Below are 23960 nucleotides of genomic sequence, written 5' to 3'. Positions count from 1 at the left end.
CTCCAATGACGTGCATAATAAATAGCCATCGCAATGTAACGGCATGGCAGCCCGGATCAAGTCCGGCAACTGAGAAAAGAGTGTCTTTGCAGGGAAATAGCGCGGGGTCTATTCCGACAGCTTATATTTTTCCGCTTCCACCAGCAGCGACCCGAACGGAAGGGAAATACTCGCCCGGAGCGGGACGAGATACGGCTTGTCACCAACCGGTGCGAGCCAGACCTCCATGGACTTGTTTGCCGCGAGTTGCTGGATCGACTTGCGCTTCGGCCGGTGGCCGGAAATGGGTTCGTACCGGACACCGCAGACAATGACGTCTCCCTTGAAACGGCCATCAGATGTCCTGGTGGCCTTTCGGGATTTGTACTGCAGGTGAACGTCGTAACGTTCCTTGCCGTCGAAGATGCGCAATGTCCTGTTGCAGCTCTCCTTGGCAAGGCCTTGCGGGGCAGGAAGCACGGCGGCGGTCAGGGGATCGAGAACACTCTTAAGATGCTCTGCGGTTACCTTGACCCGTTCCTTCATCCGATCCTGCGGCGGCCGAACTTCGATAGCGTCGATACTGCCCTTGCGCATCCGCATGGTAATGGTTCCGGTCTCGTCTTCACTCTTGAGGTCAAGAGCGTAGCGGGCTGGCTCCAGGTCGAGTTTTTGTGCGGTTCCAGCGACTTCAACTGTGCCTTTGCCGTCAGACACCAGCCGCCCGAAGGCGGCGGTCTGGCCGTTGGCGTTGACGGAATAGGACTTGCTGTCGACATCCAGTGACAGGACGCCGGAGCCGATAGGCAGCCCAAGGGCGTAAAGCTTGTACTTTATGTAGAGATCAGCCGCCGAAGCGCTGCCGGTAAACAGCGCGGGTATCAGAAAGGCAAGGGCGATCAGGCGCATCAGCATGTTCCGTTGGAAGTTCCGTTCGCGCCAGATTCAGGGAGAATTGTGGCGCGAACAGGATCAGCGTTGGAACGGAAACAAGGGCTTGTTCAGGTGTGGCTGAAAACCGTTTTCCCGCCGACAACCGTGCGCAGCACCCGCCCCGAGAACCGTGCATCCTCGAAGGGAGAATTCTTCGAACGTGACTTGATGGCGCTTTTTTCCAGGACCCAGGGACGCTCGGGATCGAACACGGTCACATCCGCCGGAGCTCCCTTGGAAAGACGTCCGGTTTCCAGTCCCAGCCGGTCCGCCGGGCGGCAGGTCATGGCACCAAGCAGGGTGACAAGGTCGACCTGTTCGGAATGATAAAGCCGCAAGGCGGCCGCCAGAAGGGTTTCCAGGCCGATAGCACCGTCTTCTGCTTCCGCCCACGGATGGCGTTTGGTTTCCACGTCCTGCGGGTCATGATTGGAGCAGATGATGTCGATTGTGCCATCGGCAACAGCCGCGATCATCGCTTGCCGGTCGTCTTCGTCGCGCAGCGGTGGCGACATCTTGAAGAACGTCCGATAGGCGCCGATGTCGTTTTCATTGTGGGTCAGGTGATTGATCGACACCCCGGCGGTGATGTCCAGCCCTTTCGCCTTGCCTGCTCGAACCACGTCTGCGCTGTCGGAGGTGGAAATGAGGTTTGCGTGGTACTTGCCCTTGGACATGGCAACCAGGCGCAGGTCCCGCTCCAGCATGATGATTTCCGCTTCACGCGGCACACCGGAAAGACCTTTCCAACTGGCGTTCAGCCCTGCGTTCATGACCCCGCCGGCGAGGTCCGGGTCTTCCGTGTGGTGGATGACCAGCGCGTCGAAATCGCGGGCATAGGTCATCATGCGGCGCATGACCTGGGCATTCTTGACCGACTTGTGGCCGTTGGTGAAGGCAACGGCTCCTGCTTCCTTAAGCAAGCCGATTTCCGCCATCTCCTCACCCTTGAGGCCCTTGGTCAAGGCGGCCAGTGGCAACACGTTGACAATGGCCGTGTCACGCGCCCGGCGCAGGATGAAATCGACCAGTGCGGGATCATCAATCACCGGATCCGTATCGGGCATGGTGCAAATTGTCGTCACGCCGCCGCTTGCGGCAGCCTGGGAGGCACTGGCGAGCGTTTCCCGGTGCTCTGCACCCGGTTCTCCGACGGAAACGCAGAAGTCGATCAGGCCCGGACAGGCGATCGCGCCCTTGCAGTCGATGATTTCCGCACCGTAGGGAGAGCCCTGGTTGGCAGCTTCCGGCCCGGCGGCGAGAATGGTGCCGTCCGCGATGATGACGGAACCTGGAGCATCCAGGCCGCGTGCCGGGTCAATCACTCTGGCGTTTGAGAGAACCAGAGGTTTGGGTGTGTCGTAAGCCACGTGTCTTGTCCCCTGGATCAGTTGTTCGGCAGATTGGCGGCAAGGGCTTCAAGCACGGCCATGCGCACGGCAACACCCATTTCCACCTGTTCGCGAATAAGGCTTTGGGTGCCATCTGCAATCGAGGCATCGATCTCGACACCGCGGTTCATCGGCCCCGGATGCATGACAAGGGCGTCTTCCTTGGCATAGGCGAGCTTTTCCGCGTCCAGTCCGTAGTAGCGGTAATATTCCCGTACAGATGGAATGAAGGCACCGTTCATGCGCTCGCGCTGCAGGCGCAGCATCATGACGATGTCGGTACCCGCCAGGCCTTCCTTCATGCTGGTGAAGACCTCGACGCCCATCTTGGCGATGCCGGACGGCAGGAGGGTGGTGGGGGCAACAACACGGACGCGCGCTCCGAGCGCGTTCAGAAGAATGATATTGGACCGGGCAACGCGAGAATGGGCGATGTCACCGCAGATGGCCACGGTAAGGCGCGCGATCTTTCCCTTGTGTCGCCGGATGGTAAGGGCGTCGAGCAGGGCCTGTGTCGGGTGTTCATGCGGGCCGTCGCCGGCATTGACCACGGAGCAGCCGACCTTGCGCGCCAGAAGATGCACCGCACCGGCCGCGTGGTGGCGAACCACCAGAAGATCGGGGTGCATGGCGTTCAGCGTTGCCGCCGTATCGATCAGCGTTTCGCCCTTCTTCACCGACGACTGGGACACTGCCATGTTCATCACATCCGCCCCGAGCCGTTTTCCGGCCAGTTCAAAAGAACTTTGGGTGCGGGTTGAGTTCTCGAAAAAGAGGTTGATCTGGGTTCGTCCCTGCAAGACCAGCCGTCGTTTGCTGATCTGGCGGGAAACCTCTACGGCTTCTTCCGCCCGGTCCAGAAGGCCCAGAATTTCGTGGGGGTGAAGGCCCTCTATGCCCAGCAAATGACGATGGGGATAAGGGCTGTCTCGATGGGTGTTGCTCGCGGTCATCGAGACCATTCCTATAAGGAGGAACGCCCGGTTCGACAAGTCAGGAAATCACATCATGCCCGCTGTCCACATACCTGCTAAATATTTGATCGGCTGGACAAAATATGGCTGCGTGCGCGGCAGTAGTCGGGAGAAGTTTCAAAGGCGGCACTCACAGGCGCCGCCAAAGGATTGAATCTATTGTGTTCCACCCAAGATCACGACCGAATCTTGGCGAGAATACTGTCGCAATAGTCGCAAAGAGCCTGCAGGTTTCCATCCGCTTGCAGCTTGCAGTCAACCTTGCCAGACGCGCATGATAAGTTTCTGAAAATTATAAAAAATTTTCAGATTCGGCCAGGCGTTGCACATGGCTCGGTAACTGTGCCGGTCTAAAGCGAAGTGATGACGGGCACGATTTTACGCAATTGGGCGAGCATCTGCTGCCAAAGGGCCCGATCAAGTGACCAGCAGCAGGGCGAGCGGGATCGTCAGAGTCGCTGCCAGGGTCTGAAGCGTGATGATCTCGGCCATCAGCTTTGCATCGCCACCCATCTGGCGGGCGAGCAGGTAGGAGTTGCTGGCGCAGGGCACTGAACTGGCAATGATGACGACGATCAATGCGGGGCCCGTGACGCCGAAAAGACTGGCAAAGCCAAAGGCAAGCAACGGCATGAATATCGGACGCAGAAAGGTGCCGAGGGCGAGCGCCGGTCCCGGTCGGCGGAGTGAGCCAAGGTCCAGCCCGGCTCCAACGCAGATGATGCCGATGGGGAGCGCGGCCCTGGAAAATATCTCCAGGGTATCGTCGACCACGAAAGGCAGTGATATGCCGCCTGCGTTCATGATGCCGCCTGCGCCGATCGAGAGGATGAAGGGGTTGGTGAACAGGTCTTTCAGGATCTTGGCGCCACTTGGTGACGTTCCACTGGCGTAATGCGACAGTACCAGGATGCTGGCGACATTGAGCAAGGGGATCATGAACACCATTGCGACCGCAAGCATGGCCAGCCCTGTTTCGCCGACCACATTGTCGGCAATCGCGAGCGCGATCATGGCGTTCCAGCGCAAGGTGCCCTGAAAGATGGAGGTAAAACGCGGCGCGGCAATGCCCCAGGCTCGCTCGATGGTCGTGCGTGCCAGAAGCAGAAGCAGCGCCATGGACAAGATGGAGGCGAGCAGCGCACCGCCCATGTTGAGCGTCGGAAAACTGGCGAAATCCGCTTGCGAGATCGTGCGGAACAACACCGCCGGAAACAGGACATAATAGGCAAGCCGTTCGACACCACGCCATTGCTCGCCGGTAATCAGTCCGGTGCGGGCGATCAGGTAGCCGGAGGCAATCACGAGGATGACCGGCATCAGGGCGGCAAGTGTGGTCAGCATGTGTTCGGCTTTCGCGTTCGACAGGCCTTGAAACAAGGGCCTGTACCCTGCAGCGGTGGGATCAGCCGTTATCTAAGCCCATAAAGCCGAGTCGGTCCAGAAAGCCCTGCAGGATGTAGGCAGCGGCCATCTTGTCGACCACGTCGGCCCGTTTCGCACGGCTCGTATCGGCTTCCAGCAGCGTGCGCGTCACGGCCGCCGTCGACAGCCGCTCGTCCCAATAGGTGATCGGCAGGTCCGTTTTCTGCGAAAGGTTTCTTACAAAGGCGCGCGTCGCCTGGACACGGGGGCCTTCGGAGCCATCCATGTTGAGCGGCAGACCGAGCACCATGCCGCCAACGCCCTGCTTGGCGCAGATGGCCAGGAGTTGTTCCGCATCCAGGGTGAATTTCTTGCGCCGGATCGTTTCCATGGGAGAGGCGATGCCACGGCCGAGATCTGAAAGCGCCAGACCAATGGTCTTGGTGCCAAGATCCAGGCCGATCAGCCGGGTGCGGTCGGGCACGGCGGCCATGAAATCTTCCAGGGAAAGTGCGGGGTCATTTGCCATTCGGCGGCTTTACCAGCGAGCCATGGAAAACACCAGTTCGATTTTCACTCAGAACCCGATGGCAACACGAAGTTGCCCTTCCCAAACGTCCAGCCCGTTCTGTCCCAGGCTGAGATAGCCTCCCTTTGCATCAAGCGTAACGTTCTCCGCAATCAGGGCAGTCGCCCCACCACGCAACGTAAAGCTCCAGGCCGATGCGGTGACAAAGTTCAATTCATCATCGAGGATCTTGCCGTCGTTCGGTCGCAAATATTCGTAGACCGCGCCTGCTTCCACATAGGGCTGGATCAGAAGACCGTCCTGCAAGGTGAATTGACGGCTGAATTCGGTCGTAAGTTCAATTGTCCCCAGAGAGGCTGCATTGCCCGAGATGGGAACGCTTATGGCCCGGTTGAGGATCGTCCCGTTCAGATCGTAACCATCGGAAAAAACGCGGTTGAAGGTTACGGTCGCCTTTGGGCGTACCTGGATCTCGCTCAGCGAATACTGGCCATGAACACTGAAAGTCGCGCCGAGTTCATGGGTATTGTATTCGCCGCTCAAAACCGAGATATCCGAATGGCTGTTTGAAAAGCCATAGCTCAGCGAGCCGTCAACTGCCCAGTGCTGAGAAATTCGTGCGGCAACATAGGGGCCGATTTCAAAGCCCTGGGTGTCGATTGTCAGGTGGGAATTGAAGCCGTCGGTGTCGATGGTTTCAAAGGTCACGGATATACCGCCGACGATATCTTCTGTCAGCTTGCGGTCGGCACCGAATGCCGCGGTCCCACTGAGTGTCTGAAAGTCCCTGCCGAAACGCCTGTCATCGCTGTAGACCCCGGTTACCGTGCTCCAGGCATTCCAGAGTGTCGGTTCGATCAGATCCCGGCCCGGTGTGATTGGAACTTCGTCCTGCGCCTGCAGACGTCCGGCGGCCAGCAGTTGTTCCCGGGTGCAGAACGTCTGTGCATTGTCAGTCCGTGTCTCCTCGGCTGATCGTGGATCGACGCAGTAACTGATCACCTGACCATCAGCGCGCCTGACCGGCACAAAGCCAGCCGGAAGGCTCGGTTGATTTGGATTGCGGCTGCCGGGCGGCAGGGTTCCGATTGGTGGCGTGACAGTGCCTGGCCCTCCAGGAGAGCCGGGGAGTCCGCCGGATGGGGGAAGCGTGCCGATGGGAGGTGTAACTGCTCCAGGTGCCCCTGGCAAAACGCCTGAAGGCCGCAAAATGCCGATTGGTGGTGAGGCTGTTCCGGGAAGTCCGGGAAGTCCGGGACGTCCGGGTGAAAGTCCAGCCGGTGGCAGTGTCCCTATTGGCGGAGTGACGCCGCTAGAGGGTGGCGAAATCGGGCCTGGCAGGCCGGGCAGCACTCCGCTTGGGGGCAGGACCGCGATCGGAGGAACCGGCCGTCCGAAATCCGGAAACAGCCTTCCGATCGGAGGCTTTACCAGGCTTGGCGGCTTTATGTTGTCGGGAAGCTGGAAGTTGCGTTTCTGGTTTTGTGTGTCGATCAGGCAATCAGACCCGCCATCGACGCCAAAAAGCCTGTGTGTTCCACCGTTTCCGCTCGAAACGACCGGAGAAGTTGACAGATGGAGGCCTGTGCTGGAGCGGGACCATGTGTCGACGGTCTGATTGCCCTGGGCGGCCTCCAGCCGGTAATCCCCCGTGACTGTTCCGGAAACCCAGATCGAACGGCTATCAGACTTGTTGGTTCCCAGAAAAAGCAAGCCGCCATCATTTTTGCAATTGGCGGCAAGGGCGGATGTCGAAAGGCTGCTGAAGAGCAGAGCTGCCGGGCAGATGACTTGCAGCCAGGCACGTTTCGAACGCAATCGCATCGGCATAGCTCCAAAGTCTCGCGAATCCCCGACGTCATCTTGCGTTGAAGCAGAAGAGGAAGCCAGCTCTGGTTGTTGAAATAATTGAGGCGTTGCCATAATTGCACAGATGCACTGTCAAAAATATCGATAACGAGACCGTGCCCTGGAAGGCACATTGAACGCATTCAGCTTGTTGCGGACCGGCTGCCGCTGATAGGGTCCAGGCAATCTGTCGTCGAATTAGGAGACCGTGATGAAACTGACCTGGTATGGCCATTCCGCCTTCAAGATCGAGATTGAAGGAGCATCCATCCTGTTCGATCCGTTCTTTACCGGAAATCCGTCTTTTCCCGAGAGCCTGTCAGTCGATCAGGCGTCAGATGGCGTAACGCATGTCATCCTGACCCATGGTCACAACGATCATATCGGTGACGCCGTCGACATCCTGAAAAAAACCGGCGCGCAGCTGACGTCCAATTTCGAAATCTGCATGTGGGCCAACCGGCAGGGGATCGAGAATATCAGTCCCATGAATTCCGGCGGCAAGGTGAACGTTGGACCGTTCAGCGTCGCGCTGACGCGCGCTGATCACTCGTCGTCCTTCCAGGCAGGCGGTGAGGCCGTCTATCTGGGCAATCCACATGGTGTCATCATCGAAGCCCCTGGGGAAAAGACGCTTTATCATCTGGGAGATACCGACATCTTTTCCGACATGGCCCTGATTGACGAGATCTACCAGCCGAAGATCGGGCTTGTTCCCATCGGTGACCGCTTCACGATGGGCGGCAAATCGGCAGCACTTGCCTGCACCCGTTTCTTCAACTTCGATACGATCATTCCCTGCCATTACGGCTCGTTCCCGATCATCGACCAGACGGCGGATACGTTCCTTGAGGCAATGGGCGGCGATCGCGACAAGGTGGCAAAGCCAAATCCCGGCGAACCGATTGACGTCTGACGGGTTCACTCAAGAGAAGCAATCTTTGCTTGTCTCACTTGGAGGCAGAGGTTTAGTCTTTTTCCGAGAAATTTAAGAAGTAGGGGTGGTTTTCTTGTTTTGTGACGCTGGGAGCTTTGGTTTCAGCGTCAAGCGGAGGATAATATGCCGACTGTAAAAGACGTTACCTTCGATCTGCTTCGCAAGCTCGGTTTGACAACTATCGTCGGCAATCCCGGGTCCACTGAAGAAACCTTTCTGAAGAATTTCCCGGATGACTTCCGCTACGTGCTTTCATTGCAGGAAGCCAGCGTCGTCGGCATCGCTGACGGCCTGGCGCAGGGACTGCGCAAACCTGTCATTGTGAATGTCCATACAGGAGCAGGCCTCGGTAACGCGATGGGCTGCATCCTGACCGCCTACCAGAACAAGACACCGCTCATTCTGACCGCCGGACAGCAGACCCGAGACATGCTGCTGCTCGAGCCGCTTCTTACCAACATCAATGCGACGCTTTTGCCCCAGCCATGGGTGAAGTGGAGTTATGAACCGGCAAGGGCCCAGGACGTGCCGGCCGCTTTTATGCGGGCCTACGCGGCAGCGATCCAGCAGCCGAGCGGGCCGGTGTTCCTGTCTCTCCCGCTGGACGACTGGGACAAGGAAATGGAGGGACCCGCAGAAGTTCGGTCCGTGTCTCTGCGTTCGGCCGCCGACCCTGCCAGAATCCAAGATTTCGCTGAGCGTATCAACGCAGCAAAAACTCCGGTTCTGGTCTACGGCTCGGACATTGCCCGGTCAGAAGCCTGGGACGAAGGGATAGCGTTCGCAGAAACGCTGTCTGCCCCGGTTCTGACGGCGCCTTTCGCGGAGCGCACGCCATTTCCGGAAAGTCATCGGCTCCACGCCGGCACGTTGCCTTCGGCCATCGGCCCGATCTGCAAGCGGCTCGAGGGGCACGATCTGGTCATCGCCGTCGGAGCACCGGTTTTTCGCTACTATCCATATGTCGCGGGAGACTACCTTCCGGCAGGCACAAAGCTGCTGCAAATTACAGACGATCCGGACATGGCGGCCAAGGCCCCGGTTGGCGACAGCCTGGTCTCGGACAGCAGGCTTTTTCTTCAGGCAATCCTGCCTCAGCTGGATCGACGTGAGGAAAAGCCTAATCCCTACAAAAAGGATCCGGCGCCGGTACCCGACTACTCGGCCCTGCCATTGACGCCGGATGCAGTCTACAGCTTGATCCGAGAGGCTGCGCCGTCAGATTTCGTGCTGGTTGAGGAATCTCCATCCAACGTCATCGAGCTGGAGCGGCAAATTCCGATCGACAAGCCGGATACGTTCTACACCTTTGCTTCCGGAGGTCTCGGCTGGGACATGCCGGCCGCTGTCGGTCTTGCGATTGCCGAGGAAACGAGCGGACGCAACAGGCCGGTAATCGCCGTGATCGGTGACGGCTCGTTCCAGTATTCGGTGCAGAGCATCTACACCGGCGTGCAGGAGGAAGCGCATGTGGTTTTCGTTGCCATGCGCAACAGTCAATATGCGATCCTGAAGGAGTTTGCGATCCTGGAGGAAACGCCGAACGTTCCGGGTTTGGATCTGCCCGGTCTTGATATCGAGGCACTTGGGCGTGGATACGGCGCAGAGACTGCGAAGGCGAAAACCGCCGACGAATTCAAGGCTGCTCTTTCCGCAGCCCTGGCCTACAGGGGAACGACGGTGATCGAGGTGGAAATATCACCGAAGCTCAGATCGTTGCTTGGATAAACGGTTCAAGTCATTGTGAAAATCTTGTTGTGCCACGGAAGGTCGTGCACAATGCGACCACATGTCGACGGTCGAGTTGCCCTGCTGAGGGCCTGAAAACGCCGAGATAAAAATCAAACCGGGGACTTATCATGAAGCTGTCCAGCTTTGCTTTCATTGCGGTTCTGAGCGGCGCCCTTTGTGCGACGCCAGTCTTGTCGGCGGACAAGTCGATCACGCCTGACGGCAAGCCCGCGCCGTCCAAGCCGCATGCCAAGCCGGGGTCCAAAGCCGCGCAGGACGAAGAAGCTGCCGCCAAAACGCCTTATGCAACGGTACGGGACGTGTTTTCCGGAGACACGACGGTTGCCGGTGAAAAGGTCGCCTTTCCGCAATCGAACCCTTCGATAAAGGCCATCGAGATTACTATGGAGCCGGGTGAGGAGACGCAGTGGCACCAGCATCACGCGCCGCTTTTTGCCTACATTCTGGAAGGCGAGATTACCGTCACTTACGAGGAACTTGGCAAGAAGGTCTACCGTACCGGCGACGGTCTTCTTGAAGCGATGGATGTCACGCACAAAGGGCAGAACACCGGTGAAGGGCCGGCCAAGATCCTGGCTGTTTTCCTGCTCGGTGATGACGGTGTGGCAACGGTTGCCGAAGACAAGCCGGGTGCAAACAAGAACAAGGTCGAATAGCGGCGAGAAATCTCGCCTGGCTGCCTTGTACACCCATTGATTGTAAAGGCGTATTTCGATTGTCCCTACATTAGGGAATTCGAACTTTTTGTAAAATATTGAAAATTCCTTGCCAGATCACAAAACTTACCTAAGGTAATTAGGGGTTGCGTGCTGGACGATGCGGAAGTGTGTCTGCAATCTGAGCGCGCAGTCCTGACAACCATTCAGGTGGGAGTTTTCATGAGCCATTTTCGCATGTTGCCGCGTTTGAGCGCGGTGGTTCTCGGACTTGCGGCAGCTTTTGCCGTAACGTCCCAGACAAGTCTGGCGCAGGAGGCGCAGAAGCCGAATATTCTCGCTATTTGGGGGGACGATATCGGCACGTGGAACATCAGCCACAACAACCGTGGCATGATGGGCTACCGCACGCCCAACATCGACCGGATCGCACAGGAAGGCGTTGCCTTTACCGACTATTACGCCCAGCAAAGCTGTACGGCCGGACGCGCTGCCTTCATCGGGGGCAATGTACCTGTGCGCACAGGCATGACCAAGGTTGGCTTGCCGGGAGCAGAGCAAGGCTGGCAGGAAACCGACGTCACCATGGCGACCGTCCTGAAGGCACAAGGTTACAAGACCGGCCAGTTCGGCAAGAACCACCAGGGAGACCTGGACGAACATCTGCCGACAAACCACGGTTTCGATGAGTTCTTCGGCAATCTCTATCATCTGAATGCTGAAGAAGAGCCGGAAAACCGGGACTATCCGGGGGACATGGTTCTGGCGAACGGCAAGACCTTCCGTGAACAGTTCGGTCCGCGCGGTGTGCTTCATACCTGGGCCAATGCAGACGGAACGCAGAAGATCGAGGACACCGGTCCACTTACGAAGAAGCGCATGGAAACCGTCGATGAGGAGTCGCTCGCCGAAGCCAAGCGTTTTATCCGCGAAGCGGTGGAAGAGGGCGTTCCCTTCTTTGTCTGGTGGAACGGAACCCGCATGCATTTCCGCACACATGTGAAGGAGGAGCACACAGGGATTGCCGGCCCGAGCGGGGATACCTATCACGACGGCATGGTCGAGCATGACATGCATGTCGGCGAGCTGCTGGACCTGTTGGACGAGCTCGGCATCGCCGATAACACGGTGGTGATGTATTCGACCGACAACGGCCCGCATTTCAACACCTGGCCGGATGCCGGCACGACGCCGTTCCGCAGCGAAAAGAATTCCAACTGGGAGGGCGCTTATCGTGTGCCGACCTTTGTTCGCTGGCCCGGCGTCTTCCAGGAAAACGTGACGCTCAACGGTATCGTTGCCCACGAAGACTGGCTGCCGACCTTTGCCGCGATTGCAGGGGCTTCGGATATCAAGGAACAGCTTCTTGAAGGTGTTGAACTCGGTGGCCGAACTTACCGCAACTACATCGACGGTTACGACCTCAACGCCTATCTGAAAGGCGAGACCGATTCATCGCCGCGTCATGAGTTCTGGTACGTGAATGACGATGGTCAGGTGGTTGCGGCCCGGTACGACGACTGGAAGGTCGTGTTCCTGGAAAACCGCGGTCAGGCCTTCGGCGTCTGGCAGGAGCCTTTCACGGAACTGCGTGTGCCCGCCGTCTTCAACCTGCGCCGGGATCCTTTCGAAAAGGCCCAGCACAATGCCAATATCTATTTCGACTGGTTGCTGGACCGTGCGTTCGTGATCGTTCCGATCCAGGCACTGGCCTCAAGGTTCCTGCAGACAATGCAGGACTATCCGCCAAGCCAGACACCTGGATCCTTCAATCTGTCATCGATCGAGGAGAAGTTGAAAGCCGGCATGAGCGGCAGCAACTGAGTTTAACTCGTCACATCAATAAAAAGCCCGGGGCTTTGCGAGGCTCCGGGCTTTTTGCGCATTTGCCAATATCTCGTCCAGAACTGCAGCAATTGGCGGTCTTCAGATTTTGGATCTCAGAGACGGCGCAGCAGTTCAGGTGTCGGCCAGGCATCGGCCGGCATGCCAAGCTTCTGCTGTACCTGCTGCACGGCATTTCGGGTGCCGGAGCCGAGGATGCCGTCGATCTTGCCGACGTCATAACCCATGCTGGATAGCTTCGACTGGAGCTGCTTCATCTGGGCGTCGTCCAGGCCAAGGTCCGGGTTGCCTTCGGTGTAGACCGGTGCGCCGGCGAGCCTTGTCGCGAAATAGGCGGCAGTGGTCGTGTAGACGAACGACTGGTTCCATTCCAGATAGATGCTGTAATTCGGATAGGCGAGGAATGCCGGCCCCTTGCGGCCCTGAGGCAGGAGCAGTGAAGCGGGCAGGTTGCCGGAAATCTGACCCCAGCGCGGCTGCACGCCAAGAGCCGCCCACTGGGCACCGGTCTTGGTCTTGTCGAGCCCGGTTTCAGCCCAGTTGAGGTTCTGCGGCACCTTGACTTCCTGCAACCAGGGCTCTCCACGGCGCCAGCCCAGATTCTGGATGAAGGCACCGGCGGTCAGAATGGCATCGGCGGCACTTTCCTTCAGCTTCACGTGTCCGTCACCATCGCCGTCGCGGCCGAACTTGATGATGTCTTCGGGCAACATCTGAACCATGCCGATCTCACCTGCCCAGGCGCCGGTGGTGTTGCGCGGGTCAAGATCACCGTGCTGGACCATCTCGATGGCAGCGATCAGCTGCGGCCGGAACAGTTCCGGGCGGCGGCAATCATGAGCCAGCGTGGCCAGCGCATTGACGGTGTTGAAATCGCCCTGAACCGCGCCGAAATCCGTTTCAAGCGCCCAGAAAGCTGTAATGACAGGTGCCGGAACGCCATATTCGGATTCGGTGCGCTGGAACACGCTCGCGTATTTCTTCATGTTCGCGGCGCCGTTTTTCATCCGGTAGCCGGAGATGACCCGCTTGGAAAAGTCCAGGAAGGTCATCTTGAAGACACCCTGCGCCCGATCACGCGACAGCACCTTGCGGTCGACCTGCGCACCCGCCAGGGTCTGGTCTGCCGCATTCGCGGAAAGGCCCTTGGCAATCGCTTCCTGTTTCACGCCTGCAAGGAACTGCCGGAAGTCGCCGCCACACTGTTGCGCCTGAGCAGGCGCGGTGGCGAGCCAGAAACCGGCGAGGGCGGTCGCAGCGATTTTCGGGGAGAAGCGGAGTGTCATGAAAAATCCTGTCGTTGGGCGCAAAGGCAGGCCGGAGCCTTTAAAAATCGGCCATAGTTGACTGTGCTTCGCCTGTAACGTCAACCCGTCGGCAGGGCGAGCTGAAGGCTCTTCCACCAAGTCTTTGGCGGCAAGCTGCGGTGCTAGCGGCAATTGCCGAAATCAGAGCCGACCATGATGCCACCGTTCGGGGATCTTTTCAGCGGCGCGTTGACGCTGGCTGAAGAACGACAGTCGGAGGAAGAAGTTCCGACGCTGGGCGACTGGTAATAGGGGGCGTTTACCCCGGAGGTCTGCTGCTGGCACATCTGGTAGGCCATGTCGTAAAGGGCCTGCCAGCCACCGGGCATCGAGCCCATGTTGTTCAGGATGCCAAGTGCTGCACCCGCGCGGGCGCCGCGATAAGCGCCCGATGCCCCGCGCCATTCGCCGCCAACAACCGCTCCGGCCATGCCGCCGGAAACAGCATCTCCGACGACATCACCGCTGCCCATGCGGGCGTTGGCATAGTCGGTCGCATAGACTGTGCAATCGGTTCCATCCGCCTGAGCTTGCGTGATCGCGGCCGAGAAACCGACGAGAAGGGAAGCGCTGAGGCTGAGGGCTGCACGGTTTGCCATGGTCCGTCTCCTGTCTGCAGTGCCTGACATGCACCGCGAAAGCGCAACAATCCAAATGCCGAGACCGGCCGGAAGAGTGTTGCGACATATCGAGAGCTATCGACACAGGCGCTGCTGATTGCGCCCGTCGATGCAACTGTCCCCGCGGTCCGCAGGGCAAACTTAAATCGACGGGATATTACGCTTCGACACTTAACAAGGCTCTACCTGGCAAATGCAGGTTTTACTCATGGTTGCTGCTGGGGTTCCAGAAAACTTTCACCTACGTAGCCGGTCTTGCCGTCATACTGGACGCCACACCACCAGTTGCCGCACGTGTTGAAACGAACCTCGGCTCCAGCCGGAATGACGGCCAGAACCGTTGCATCCTTGTTCTGCGCTTCACGCAGGTTCACGGATGACTTGATTTTTGCCGATAGCGGAAAGTCCGAAGCAGCGGTGCTGGTTTCCGAAGTAGAGGTGGATGCAGTTTCGGTGCCGGGTGCCGAGACGGCCGCAATGCCAGCTTCCAGAGGCGATGCATCCGATACCGGATTTTCGTCGGTCTCCGGCACTGCTGCAGCAGCGCGGGCAACGAGGGTATTGGTGGTGCCGCGTGCCGATTGGCTATCGGTTCTGACAGGGGCGGGCTGAGCTGGAGCAAGTCGCGACTGGATCTTGTCATCGGCAACCTTGTTGGTGTCATGACCCAGCGGGTTGGAATGGTCTTCAGGTGTAGTGGACGCTATCGACCTTGAGGCGAATACCTCGCGGATACGGTCCTTGGCCGATTTTACCTGCTCTGCGCTCGCGGTCGGTGTTGCGGTCAGATCCGTCCTGCCCTGGTATTCGGGATCTGCGCCTGCAATCAGGCTCTCGATCGTCGGTTCGGTATTGATCAGCTGGGTCTGGACCGTACGGCTGTCTGCCTCTTTGCCGGCCAGCAGGTCGCTCAGGCTCAAATAGACTGCTCCTGCGCCGACGCCGACAATCACAAGTGTACTGATCAACAGGGTTCTGAAACTCGGACCATGCCGGAAATTGGCTGCCGCTTTGGAAGCGGCTGCAGGTGCGGGGACTTGTTCAGGCTGAAGGCCGATATTCCGCGAGCCTCGTACCGGAGTGCGCAACACGCCTGGCATATCAAAGCCGGCTTCGTCCGTTGCACCTGTCAGCGTTGGGCGGCGGGAGGCTGTCGGCTTCAGTTCGTCGGCGGTTGCATGCATCTGAAGGATCTTGGCGGCAAGTGTGCTGGCGTCAGAACCTGTGTCTGCCGCCACTGTGTGAACTTCGGTTTCGCTAAGAGGGACTTCATCGTCCTTGGAAGGATCGTTGGGAACGACGAGCTTCAGCTCGTTCTTTTGAGGTGCATTGTCCGGATCGTGGCCTTCGGGGAAGTCGCAAGTGTTGGCTGGCGCGGTGACGGAATACATGTGGCCCTCCTGGTTTTGCGGTTCGGGCACGCTCGGAGCGGTTGCCATATCTGGGTACCGGAGCATTAATCTTCGTTAATGCGTCGGCACGCAGGCCGGATTGCGGCGGCAGTAGGGAATTTTGCATGAAATGTGACGGGTCTGTGGTCTTGCGCGGCCAAATGGATGTGCGTTTGCAAAAGCCTAACCTGTCTCTGACAAACTGAATGCAAACGGCCTGCCAATAGAATGAACGGCAGGCGTTTCGCCCGGGCAGGGCGAAAGGCGAAGCCAGAAACGACAGGCAAAAAAGATCATGACGCGCTGGATCTCTCACCTCATCTCTCGCACGGTCGGATTGGCGGCGGGCCTTGCTGCTGGACTGGCGTTCGCCTGCCAGTCGGCCGCCGCGCAGGATGTGCAGGAACTGAAGATCGGCCTGTTGGCGACACTGTCCGGCCCGGCGGCCGTCTACGGTGAACACATGCGCGACGGTTTCATGCTGGCCGTCGAGCAATCCAATGGCGCGCTTGGTGGCTTGCCCACCAATGTGATCGTGGTCGATGACAAGCTGGACCCGGACAATGCGCTGGAGCAGGCAACGAAACTGATCGAGGAAAATGGCGTCGATCTCATCGTCGGCGTCAATTTCTCCAAGGTAATGCTTGCCGTGCACGATCCTATCGTGCGGTCGAAGACCTTGTTTATCGGAACGCATTCCGGGCCTGCGCCGATCGCCGGTCGCAATTGCAGCCGTTATTTCTTCTCCACCGCGTCACAGGACGACCAGGTCCACGAGACGATGGGGCGTTACGCCAGCCTCAAAGGGTACCAGGATGTCGTCACCATCGCCCCGGACTATGAAGCTGCCCGGGATGCCGTTGCCGCGTTCCGCCGCCATTTCAAGGGACAGATCGCCCGCGAACTGTTCCCGAAACTGGGTCAGACCGATTTCTCGGATGAATTCAGGCAGATCGAGGAAATCGAACCGGATGCGATTTTCACCTTCATGCCGGGCGGCATGGGGGTGGAACTGGTGAAACAGTTCCACACTTCCGGGCTGAAGGGTATTGTACCGTTCCTCTCGTCCGACACGGTCAATGCCGTCACGCTTCCCTATACGGCGGAGATGGCGGAAGGACTTTACAGCGCATCACATTGGGCGCCTAACCTTGATAATCCGGCCAACAAGAGGTTCGTGCGGGAGTTCAGCAAGGCCTACAAGTACGAGCCATCGGTCTACGCTGCGCAAGGGTATGATGCAGCCAAGATGATCCATTTTGCCCTGGAGCTGACCGGGGGCGTCAAGGACCAGGAAGCGTTGATCTCGGCTATCAGTGCAGCGCCCTTCGAAAGCGTGCGAGGGGACTTCCGCTTCAATTCCAACCAGTTTCCCATTCAGGATTTCTATATTGTGGAAGGGGTCCGGCGCACCAGCAAGCTCTATGAGATGGAAGCCGTTGCCCGGGTCTTCGACGATGTCGGCGATGCCTATGCCGGTTCGTGCCGTATGTAGTCTTATCCTGGACTGGCCAGACGTCGGGATGATCTGAAACGATCGGTCCAGAAATCAGACCTGCTCCTCTTGCATTCTGGACTGCGTAGTCCATATCAGAGGCATGAGAAACGCAGAGGTCCATATTTCCGGCTCGGAAAAACGCGCGGCAGGTCCGGGCAGGCCGCGCAGCTTTGATGAAGCTGCGGCGCTTGAGGCGGCCATGCATGTTTTCTGGCAGAAGGGCTTTGAAGCGACTTCTCTGGACGATCTCACCAAGGCAATGGGGCTTAGCCGTTCCAGTTTCTACGCGACTTTCGGCTGCAAGCAGACGCTGTTTCTGCGAGCGCTGGAGCATTATTCCAAAAACGGAATCCGTGGCCTGAAGGAAGTTGCCGAAACCGCTGAAGATGACGCGGTAGACGCGATGATGCAGGCTTTGTCAGATCCGAAAGGGGGCCCAAGGGGCTGCCTTCTGGTCAATTGCATCACCGAACTTGCGCCCCATGACGACAAGGTTGCCGAGATTGGTCGTCGTCACCTGGAAAACATCGAAGACCTCTTTGCCAGGGCGATCGACCCGGACAACCCGGATGCTGTCCGGGATAGGGCGAGCGCCTATTCATCGCTTGCCATTGGAACCCTGGCGCTGCGCAAGGCTGGAGTTCCGGCAGAGCGGATTGCCAGAACCCTGAAGCAAGCACGGACCGTCCTGATGCCATAATCGCCCGGGTGGTGTGGAAGCGTTCATCAAGAACCACGGAGTTGTGCGCATAATATTGGACTGATTAGTCCAGAAATAGTGAAGCAGACAAACTTCAAAAGGAAAGAAGAAAATGTCAGAAGCAAAACTGTTTTCGCCCGCAAAGGCAGGGGCAATCGAACTGAAGAACCGTATCGTGATGGCACCGTTGACCCGCAACCGGGCCCGGCACGAAGACGATGCACCGCATGATCTGACAGTGAAATATTACGATCAGCGTGCCGGAGCAGGATTGATCATCACCGAGGCCTCGCAGATCTCGCCGCAGGGCAAGGGATATGCATGGACGCCGGGCATCTATTCAGATGCGCAAGTCGCGGGCTGGAAGAAGGTCACCGATGCGGTTCATGCAAAGGGTGGCAAGATCGTCATCCAGCTCTGGCATGTCGGACGCATTTCGCATCCGGTTCTCCAGCCGGGTGGCGCAGATCCGGTGGCTCCTTCCGCAATTGCCGCCAAGTCCAAGACGTTTGACGGGACGCAATTCGTCGATACGCCGACACCGCGCGCGTTGGACGCCAGCGAGATCCCGGGCATTGTCGAGGACTATCGAAAAGCCGCCGAGAACGCGAAGAAAGCGGGATTCGACGGTGTCGAGGTTCACGCTGCCAACGGTTATCTGATCGACCAGTTCCTGCGCGATGGCTCCAACAAGCGTGACGATGCCTACGGCGGATCCATCGAGAACCGGAGCCGCTTCCTGAAGGAAGTCATGGATGCCGTTGTTGGTGTTCTGGGTGCTGACCGGGTCGGTATCAGGCTGAGCCCGTTCTCAAGCGCCAACGACATTGCCGACAGCAATCCGCAAGCGACCTTCTCGCACGCGATCAAATTGCTCAACGGCTATGGTCTTGCCTACCTGCATCTGGTTGAAGGCCAGACCGGTGGTCCGCGCGATATCCCGGATGGTGGCGATTTGTCTGCACTCTACGCACTCTTCGACGGCGCCCATATGGGCAACAACGGTTACGACCGTGCTTCCGCAATCGAGGCAGTGGAAACGGGCGCAGTCGATCTTGTCGCGTTTGGCCGTCCGTTCATTTCCAATCCGGATCTGGTCGAGCGGCTGGAGAAGCATGCTCCGCTGAACGCGCTGGATACCGATACGCTCTATGGCGGCAGCGAAAAAGGCTACACGGATTATCCCACCTTGGCAGAAGCGTCTGTCGCGGCGGAGTAATCCAGAAGGTTTCGGGCCGCCCGACATCCACCCCCTCCGGGGCGGTCTGAAGGATAGCCGGTGCAGGGTTTCGACCCGCACCGGCTTTCTTTTTATGCATGTGAAAGGGTATTTGCCCTGCTGGCAAGCAGGTGAGCGGTGCACCAGCAGCCAAGTCCCAACTCCACTGCGGCAGCGGCGACAAGTGGTGCAGGCGGCATGCCGTCGAGGGCCAGGCTGACAAGCCGGCCCGTGCCATAGCCAAGCAGCAAGGCGGCGGACACCTGCAATCCGATTGTCTCCCACGAACGGTAGAGAAGACCCATCGAAGCGGCGAAACACGCCAGCAAGATGAGGACGCCGGGCGAGCGAACCTCGCTCATCATCGCCGCGGAAGGATTGAGTGTTATTCCGTTTGAAGAAAACAGTAGCTGCGGCGCAAAGACGATCAGGGAGCCGATCGCCAGAAAGGTCAGGGCGGACAGGGCGAGGGCGGCTTTTTTGCTCAGGGTGTTCATTGGCTGTCTCCGGTTCGTTTGAACTGGAAGCCAGGATCTGATACGTGCGCCAGATGATCTATGATATAAAGAATAAGAAAACTTGCAGATCGTCCAGATTTCTGGGCCGGTGACCAGCGTTCAAGAGGGAGTTCCTGATGTCCTTGCCAAGTCCGGTCTTGCAAGCTGACCAATCCTCCCCCTCGCTGGATTTTGCTCCGCTTGGCGATGTGTTGCATCTTCTACGGCTCACGGGAACCTTCTACTGCAATCCCGAACTGTCAGCTCCCTGGGCGATTGATGTTCCGGACATGGGTGGACAGATGGTTCTTCTGGTGGTGACCGAGGGGAGTTGTTTGCTGCAGACGGAGCACTGCGATACGATTTCCTTGACCGCCGGGCAGCTTGTGCTGTTGCCGCATGGCAAACCGGTTGTCATGAGTAGTGATGCCGAAGCTGTCGCAACGCCTCTCTTCGACATTCCTGCCATCCGACACAGCCCGTCCTACGAAACCATGATTTTTGGTGGGGGAGGGGCCGTCACCCGGATGACCTGCGGAGTGTTGAAGCTCGACCACGCGGCTGCCGAACGTCTGCAGCAGCTGTTGCCCCCGGTCATAAGACTGGACACCTTCGCTCAGCACGCCGGCCCATGGATCTACAGCACGCTGAAATACCTGGCAGAAGAGGCATGCAATCCGCAGCCGGGCGGAGAAACAGTGCTGACACGCCTGACGGATATTCTCGTCGTACAGGCGATCCGGGCGTGGCTGCAGAGCAACGAGGCGCTTGAAACAGGCTGGCTTGCAGCCTTGCGCGATCCGAAGATCGGGCGGGCGCTACAGGCCTTTCACCGTGCCCCGCAGGAAGGCTGGACCATTGCCAGGTTGGCGGAAAGGGCTGGTATGTCACGTTCCGCATTTGCCGCGCGCTTCAAGCAACTGACCGGGGAAGGTGTCATGCAGTATGCCCTGCATTGGCGCATGCAATTGGCACAAATGGATCTGAAGGAAGGAAAACGTACACTGGCGGAGATTGCCATTGGGCTCGGCTACGAGTCGGAAGCAGCATTTGCACGGGCCTTCAAACGGATTGTCGGGACGTCGCCGGGGGCATATCGAAGGCAATAATCGGGAGTGATTTCAGCATCGGCCGCGGCTGTGACTGGTAACCGTACCGGAGCGTACTCTTTTTTCCCATTCCGGCCTTTCGTTCGGCAAAAAAACCTGTCAAACCCATATCAGAGCTAATTCGGGCGCGGAAACCTGATCCGCTCCGGCAGCACGTCGCGCCGGAGGGACAAAGGCCTGCACACGTAGGGAGAAACGAAAATGCCCCCGTATCGTTCCAGAACATCCACTCACGGCCGCAACATGGCTGGTGCGCGCGGCCTTTGGCGCGCGACCGGCATGAAGGACGACGACTTCGGCAAGCCGATCATCGCCATCGCCAACTCCTTCACACAGTTTGTGCCGGGCCACGTCCATCTGAAGGACCTCGGCCAGCTGGTTGCCCGAGAAGTGGAAAAGGCTGGTGGTGTCGCCAAGGAATTCAACACCATCGCGGTCGATGACGGTATCGCCATGGGTCACGATGGCATGCTCTATTCGCTGCCCTCGCGCGAAGTGATTTCCGATGCGGTCGAATACATGGTCAACGGCCATTGCGCAGATGCGCTGGTATGTATTTCCAACTGCGACAAGATTACCCCGGGCATGCTGAACGCTGCCATGCGGCTCAACATTCCGGTTGTCTTCGTTTCCGGCGGGCCGATGGAAGCCGGCAAGGTGGTGCTGGAAAATGGCGTTGCCAAGTCTGTCGACCTGATCGACGCAATGATTGCCGCTGCCGACGACCGGATGTCCGATGCAGACGTTCTGACCATGGAACAGAATGCCTGCCCGACATGTGGATCCTGCTCGGGCATGTTCACGGCGAACTCCATGAACTGCCTGACGGAAGCCCTTGGTCTGGCCTTGCCGGGCAACGGCTCGACGCTGGCTACCCACGCAGATCGCGAACGGCTTTTCGTGGAAGCAGGGCATCTGATCGTCGATCTTGCTAAACGCTACTACGAGCAGGACGACGAAAGCGTGCTGCCGCGGAACATTGCGAACTTCAAGGCGTTCGAGAACGCCATGAGCCTCGATATCTCCATGGGCGGATCCACCAACACGATCCTGCACCTTCTGGCAGCGTCCCATGAAGGCGAAATCGGCTTCACGATCGATGACATCGACCGTCTGTCGAAACAGGTTCCGGTGCTGTGCAAGGTCGCGCCCGCGGTCGAAAACATCCACATGGAAGACGTCCACCGGGCGGGCGGCATCATGGGTATTCTCGGTGAACTGGACCGGGCAGGGCTGCTGCACACGGACCTTCCGACAGTTCATTCGGCCACGATGAAGGAAGCACTCTCGCGTTGGGATATCCGCCAGACGAACTCCGAGAGCGTGCACAAGTTCTTCAGTGCAGCACCGGGCGGTGTGCCGACACAGGTTGCCTTCAGCCAGGAGCGCCGCTGGGACGATCTCGACATCGACCGCAAGACCGGTGTCATCCGCGAGGCGGAACATGCCTACAGCAAGGATGGCGGCCTGGCCGTGCTTTACGGCAACATTGCCGAGGATGGCTGTGTGGTGAAAACCGCCGGCGTTGACGAAAGCATCCTGAAGTTCTCCGGTCCGGCTCGGATCTTCGAGAGCCAGGACAGTGCCGTCTCCGCGATCCTGACCAACAAGGTCAAGGAAGGCGACGTGGTGCTGATCCGCTACGAAGGTCCGCGCGGCGGTCCGGGCATGCAGGAAATGCTCTATCCGACCAGCTACCTGAAATCCAAGGGTCTCGGCAAAGCCTGCGCGTTGATCACCGATGGCCGTTTCTCGGGTGGGTCTTCGGGCCTGTCCATTGGCCACATTTCTCCGGAAGCTGCCGAAGGCGGTGCTATCGGACTGGTCGAGGAAGGCGATCCTATCGTGATCGATATTCCGAACCGTGTTCTGAAGGTCGATCTGCCGGATTCAGTCTTTGCCGAACGCCGCGCTGCAATGGAAGCAAAGGGCGATCAGGCCTGGAAGCCGGTCGAGATCCGCAAGCGCAAGGTTTCAACGGCACTTCGCGCCTACGCCAAACTGACCACCAGCGCTTCCAAGGGCGCCTTCCGGGTGGTCGACTGACGACGAGCTGAACTGAAATTCGGCACCGAAACTGCAACGCCCTGCGCCCGAAAGGCCGCGGGGCGTTTGTCATTTGAAGGTTATGACAAGGCAAGACAATCGCTTCAGACTGAAGGCCTGTTGGTAGTTCGGGAAATCAATTCGCCAAAGACCCTTGTCATTCGCATGCTTCCGCCGCAAATATCCGGCTTACCTTCCGGTTCAGATCCAAGGCAGTAGATGGATTCTCTTACCCAGTTTGTTCTCGGCGCAGCCGTCTCCACAGCACTCCTTGGCAAAAAACTCGGCCCCAGAAAGGCCGCTCTTATCGGCGGGGCCTTCGGGACGTTGCCGGATCTGGATGTCCTGATCCCCTATGACGATCCCATCGACAGTTTCGTCTACCATCGCGGCTGGACCCATTCGGTCTTTGTACATGCATTGGCGGCGCCATTGTTGGGCGAGGGGCTCATAAGGCTGTTCAAGGGCTTGAGGGACTGCCGCTGGCTGACCTGGCTCACTGTCTTCCTGTGTCTTGCCACCCATGCAGGCATTGATGCGATGACGGTCTACGGCACGCGGCTGTTCTGGCCTTTTTATCCGGATCCCGTCGGCGTCGGGTCGGTGTTTATTATTGATCCGCTCTATACCCTGCCTCTTCTGGCCGTCGTGATCTGGGCTCTGTTCAGGAAGAACTGGACACGGCGCTTTCAGGCCTGGATAACGGCTGCGCTGGTGGTTTCGACCGGATATCTTGGCCTGAGCGTCGTCCTTCAGCGTCATGTCGAGCAGAAAGCGCAGGATCTGTTCAGGCAGGAAGGCATTCTTCCAGACAAGGTTTTTGCAATTGCCGCGCCCTTCAACATTCTCGTCTGGAAGGTCATCGGCCTTCAGGAAGATCGCTACGACAATCTGTATTATTCGCTTCTGGACGAGGGCGGGAAACCGGAGATCTATACCCATCCACGACACCCGGAACTCGTTTCCTGTGTTGAAGATACGCAGGCCTTCCGGAAACTGGACTGGTTCAGCCGTGGCTACTACAGGGCCGAACTGGACGACGGAAAGCTCGTCATCTCCGATCTGCGCATGGGCATGACCCCGAACTATGTTTTCCGCTTTGCGATTGCCGACGCCCAGGACGATGGCTTCCGGGAGATCCCTCCACGAAGCGCAACGGGAGAGGTGAGGGTGGATCCGCAAGACTGGACGTGGCTGACTGCCCGGCTCAAGGGTGTGGTAGCGGTGCGCCAGGCGGAGGCAGCTGTTGCTGGAACTGGAGAGGCCATTGCCGGGCGGGCATGTGCGCTCCCTGATGGGACTACCGGTTAGAACACTACAGGGCCGTTGAAAAAGATGCTCCTGCAATCCGCTTGTGTGAGTTG

General features: G+C 58.5%; 20 protein-coding genes. 10 read left to right on the top strand and 10 right to left on the bottom strand.

Translation table 11 applies throughout. From position 1 onward, the window contains the following. Nucleotides 1-108 precede the first annotated feature (108 nt). The 6 genes from FIV05_RS22620 to FIV05_RS31670 form a co-directional block, all read right to left on the bottom strand. On the bottom strand, nucleotides 109-888 hold the full coding sequence (locus FIV05_RS22620) for a DUF3108 domain-containing protein (RefSeq protein WP_173013914.1): 780 nt from the start codon (nucleotides 886-888) through the stop codon (nucleotides 109-111). A 92-nt stretch (nucleotides 889-980) separates the two neighbouring features. Then, nucleotides 981-2282 carry a dihydroorotase gene (locus FIV05_RS22615; RefSeq protein ID WP_055653733.1) on the bottom strand — a complete coding sequence of 434 codons (1302 nt, stop codon included), beginning with the start codon at nucleotides 2280-2282 and terminating at the stop codon, nucleotides 981-983. 17 nt (nucleotides 2283-2299) lie between these two features. Then, complete coding sequence (locus FIV05_RS22610) at nucleotides 2300-3265, bottom strand: aspartate carbamoyltransferase catalytic subunit (RefSeq protein ID WP_286202223.1); 966 nt, start codon at nucleotides 3263-3265, stop codon at nucleotides 2300-2302. 429 nt (nucleotides 3266-3694) lie between these two features. Further along, the gene (locus FIV05_RS22605; protein ID WP_055653735.1) at nucleotides 3695-4621 is read right to left on the bottom strand and encodes an AEC family transporter; all 927 of its coding nucleotides are present in this window, start codon (nucleotides 4619-4621) and stop codon (nucleotides 3695-3697) included. 61 nt (nucleotides 4622-4682) lie between these two features. Further along, entirely contained in the window at nucleotides 4683-5171 is a 489-nt protein-coding gene (gene ruvX / locus FIV05_RS22600) for a Holliday junction resolvase RuvX (RefSeq protein WP_023004059.1), read from the bottom strand. 48 nt (nucleotides 5172-5219) lie between these two features. Beyond that, nucleotides 5220-6173: an autotransporter outer membrane beta-barrel domain-containing protein gene (locus FIV05_RS31670; RefSeq protein WP_173013913.1), complete on the bottom strand. Its 954-nt coding sequence runs from the start codon at nucleotides 6171-6173 to the stop codon at nucleotides 5220-5222. 1057 nt (nucleotides 6174-7230) lie between these two features. On the opposite strand from FIV05_RS31670, the gene FIV05_RS22590 reads away from it, so the two are divergent. The 4 genes from FIV05_RS22590 (at nucleotide 7231) to FIV05_RS22575 (ending at nucleotide 12188) form a co-directional block, all read left to right on the top strand. Further along, the gene (locus FIV05_RS22590; RefSeq protein ID WP_152511060.1) at nucleotides 7231-7935 is read left to right on the top strand and encodes a metal-dependent hydrolase; all 705 of its coding nucleotides are present in this window, start codon (nucleotides 7231-7233) and stop codon (nucleotides 7933-7935) included. 144 nt (nucleotides 7936-8079) lie between these two features. Next, entirely contained in the window at nucleotides 8080-9684 is a 1605-nt protein-coding gene (gene mdlC, locus FIV05_RS22585; RefSeq protein WP_152511059.1) for a benzoylformate decarboxylase, read from the top strand. A 131-nt stretch (nucleotides 9685-9815) separates the two neighbouring features. After that, nucleotides 9816-10364, top strand: a complete 549-nt coding sequence (locus tag FIV05_RS22580; protein WP_152511058.1) for a cupin domain-containing protein — start codon at nucleotides 9816-9818, stop codon at nucleotides 10362-10364. A gap of 222 nt (nucleotides 10365-10586) precedes the next feature. After that, entirely contained in the window at nucleotides 10587-12188 is a 1602-nt protein-coding gene (locus tag FIV05_RS22575) for an arylsulfatase (protein WP_286202222.1), read from the top strand. Between the two features lie 116 nt (nucleotides 12189-12304). Here FIV05_RS22575 and FIV05_RS22570 read toward each other — a convergent pair whose 3' ends face one another. From FIV05_RS22570 to FIV05_RS22560, 3 genes are all read right to left on the bottom strand, one after another. Further along, entirely contained in the window at nucleotides 12305-13495 is a 1191-nt protein-coding gene (locus tag FIV05_RS22570) for a lytic murein transglycosylase (protein ID WP_152511057.1), read from the bottom strand. Nucleotides 13496-13638: 143 nt separating this feature from the next. Continuing rightward, a complete protein-coding gene (locus FIV05_RS22565; protein ID WP_152511056.1) occupies nucleotides 13639-14115 on the bottom strand; it encodes a hypothetical protein in 477 nt (158 codons plus the stop codon). Between the two features lie 227 nt (nucleotides 14116-14342). Next, nucleotides 14343-15527 carry an SH3 domain-containing protein gene (locus FIV05_RS22560; RefSeq protein ID WP_173013912.1) on the bottom strand — a complete coding sequence of 395 codons (1185 nt, stop codon included), beginning with the start codon at nucleotides 15525-15527 and terminating at the stop codon, nucleotides 14343-14345. A 295-nt stretch (nucleotides 15528-15822) separates the two neighbouring features. Here FIV05_RS22560 and FIV05_RS22555 point away from each other — a divergent pair, with 295 nt between their 5' ends. The 3 genes from FIV05_RS22555 to FIV05_RS22545 all read left to right on the top strand — a co-directional run bounded on the left by FIV05_RS22555 (nucleotide 15823) and on the right by FIV05_RS22545 (nucleotide 18944). Next, nucleotides 15823-17022 (top strand): ABC transporter substrate-binding protein, encoded by a 1200-nt coding sequence (locus tag FIV05_RS22555; protein WP_152511054.1) that lies wholly within the window; start codon nucleotides 15823-15825, stop codon nucleotides 17020-17022. Between the two features lie 103 nt (nucleotides 17023-17125). After that, nucleotides 17126-17725 (top strand): TetR/AcrR family transcriptional regulator, encoded by a 600-nt coding sequence (locus FIV05_RS22550; RefSeq protein WP_152511053.1) that lies wholly within the window; start codon nucleotides 17126-17128, stop codon nucleotides 17723-17725. A gap of 112 nt (nucleotides 17726-17837) precedes the next feature. Continuing rightward, complete coding sequence (locus tag FIV05_RS22545; RefSeq protein WP_152511052.1) at nucleotides 17838-18944, top strand: alkene reductase; 1107 nt, start codon at nucleotides 17838-17840, stop codon at nucleotides 18942-18944. A 92-nt stretch (nucleotides 18945-19036) separates the two neighbouring features. Here the strand turns inward: FIV05_RS22545 and FIV05_RS22540 are convergent, their stop codons facing one another. After that, nucleotides 19037-19441, bottom strand: coding sequence for a DUF4345 domain-containing protein (locus FIV05_RS22540; protein ID WP_152511051.1), 405 nt, complete (start codon nucleotides 19439-19441; stop codon nucleotides 19037-19039). Nucleotides 19442-19578: 137 nt separating this feature from the next. On the opposite strand from FIV05_RS22540, the gene FIV05_RS22535 reads away from it, so the two are divergent. The 3 genes from FIV05_RS22535 to FIV05_RS22525 all read left to right on the top strand — a co-directional run bounded on the left by FIV05_RS22535 (nucleotide 19579) and on the right by FIV05_RS22525 (nucleotide 23907). Next, nucleotides 19579-20550 (top strand): AraC family transcriptional regulator, encoded by a 972-nt coding sequence (locus FIV05_RS22535; RefSeq protein WP_152511050.1) that lies wholly within the window; start codon nucleotides 19579-19581, stop codon nucleotides 20548-20550. Nucleotides 20551-20751: 201 nt separating this feature from the next. Continuing rightward, nucleotides 20752-22596, top strand: a complete 1845-nt coding sequence (gene ilvD / locus FIV05_RS22530) for a dihydroxy-acid dehydratase (protein ID WP_152511049.1) — start codon at nucleotides 20752-20754, stop codon at nucleotides 22594-22596. Between the two features lie 219 nt (nucleotides 22597-22815). Then, the gene (locus FIV05_RS22525; RefSeq protein WP_152511048.1) at nucleotides 22816-23907 is read left to right on the top strand and encodes a metal-dependent hydrolase; all 1092 of its coding nucleotides are present in this window, start codon (nucleotides 22816-22818) and stop codon (nucleotides 23905-23907) included. The last annotated feature ends 53 nt before the right edge of the window (nucleotides 23908-23960 follow it).

It is taken from the genome of Labrenzia sp. THAF191a (genome assembly GCF_009363335.1).
In the GTDB taxonomy this organism is placed as follows: domain Bacteria; phylum Pseudomonadota; class Alphaproteobacteria; order Rhizobiales; family Stappiaceae; genus Roseibium; species Roseibium algicola.
Note: the sequence above shows the minus strand (reverse complement) of the source record. Positions and strands in the feature narration are given on the sequence as shown.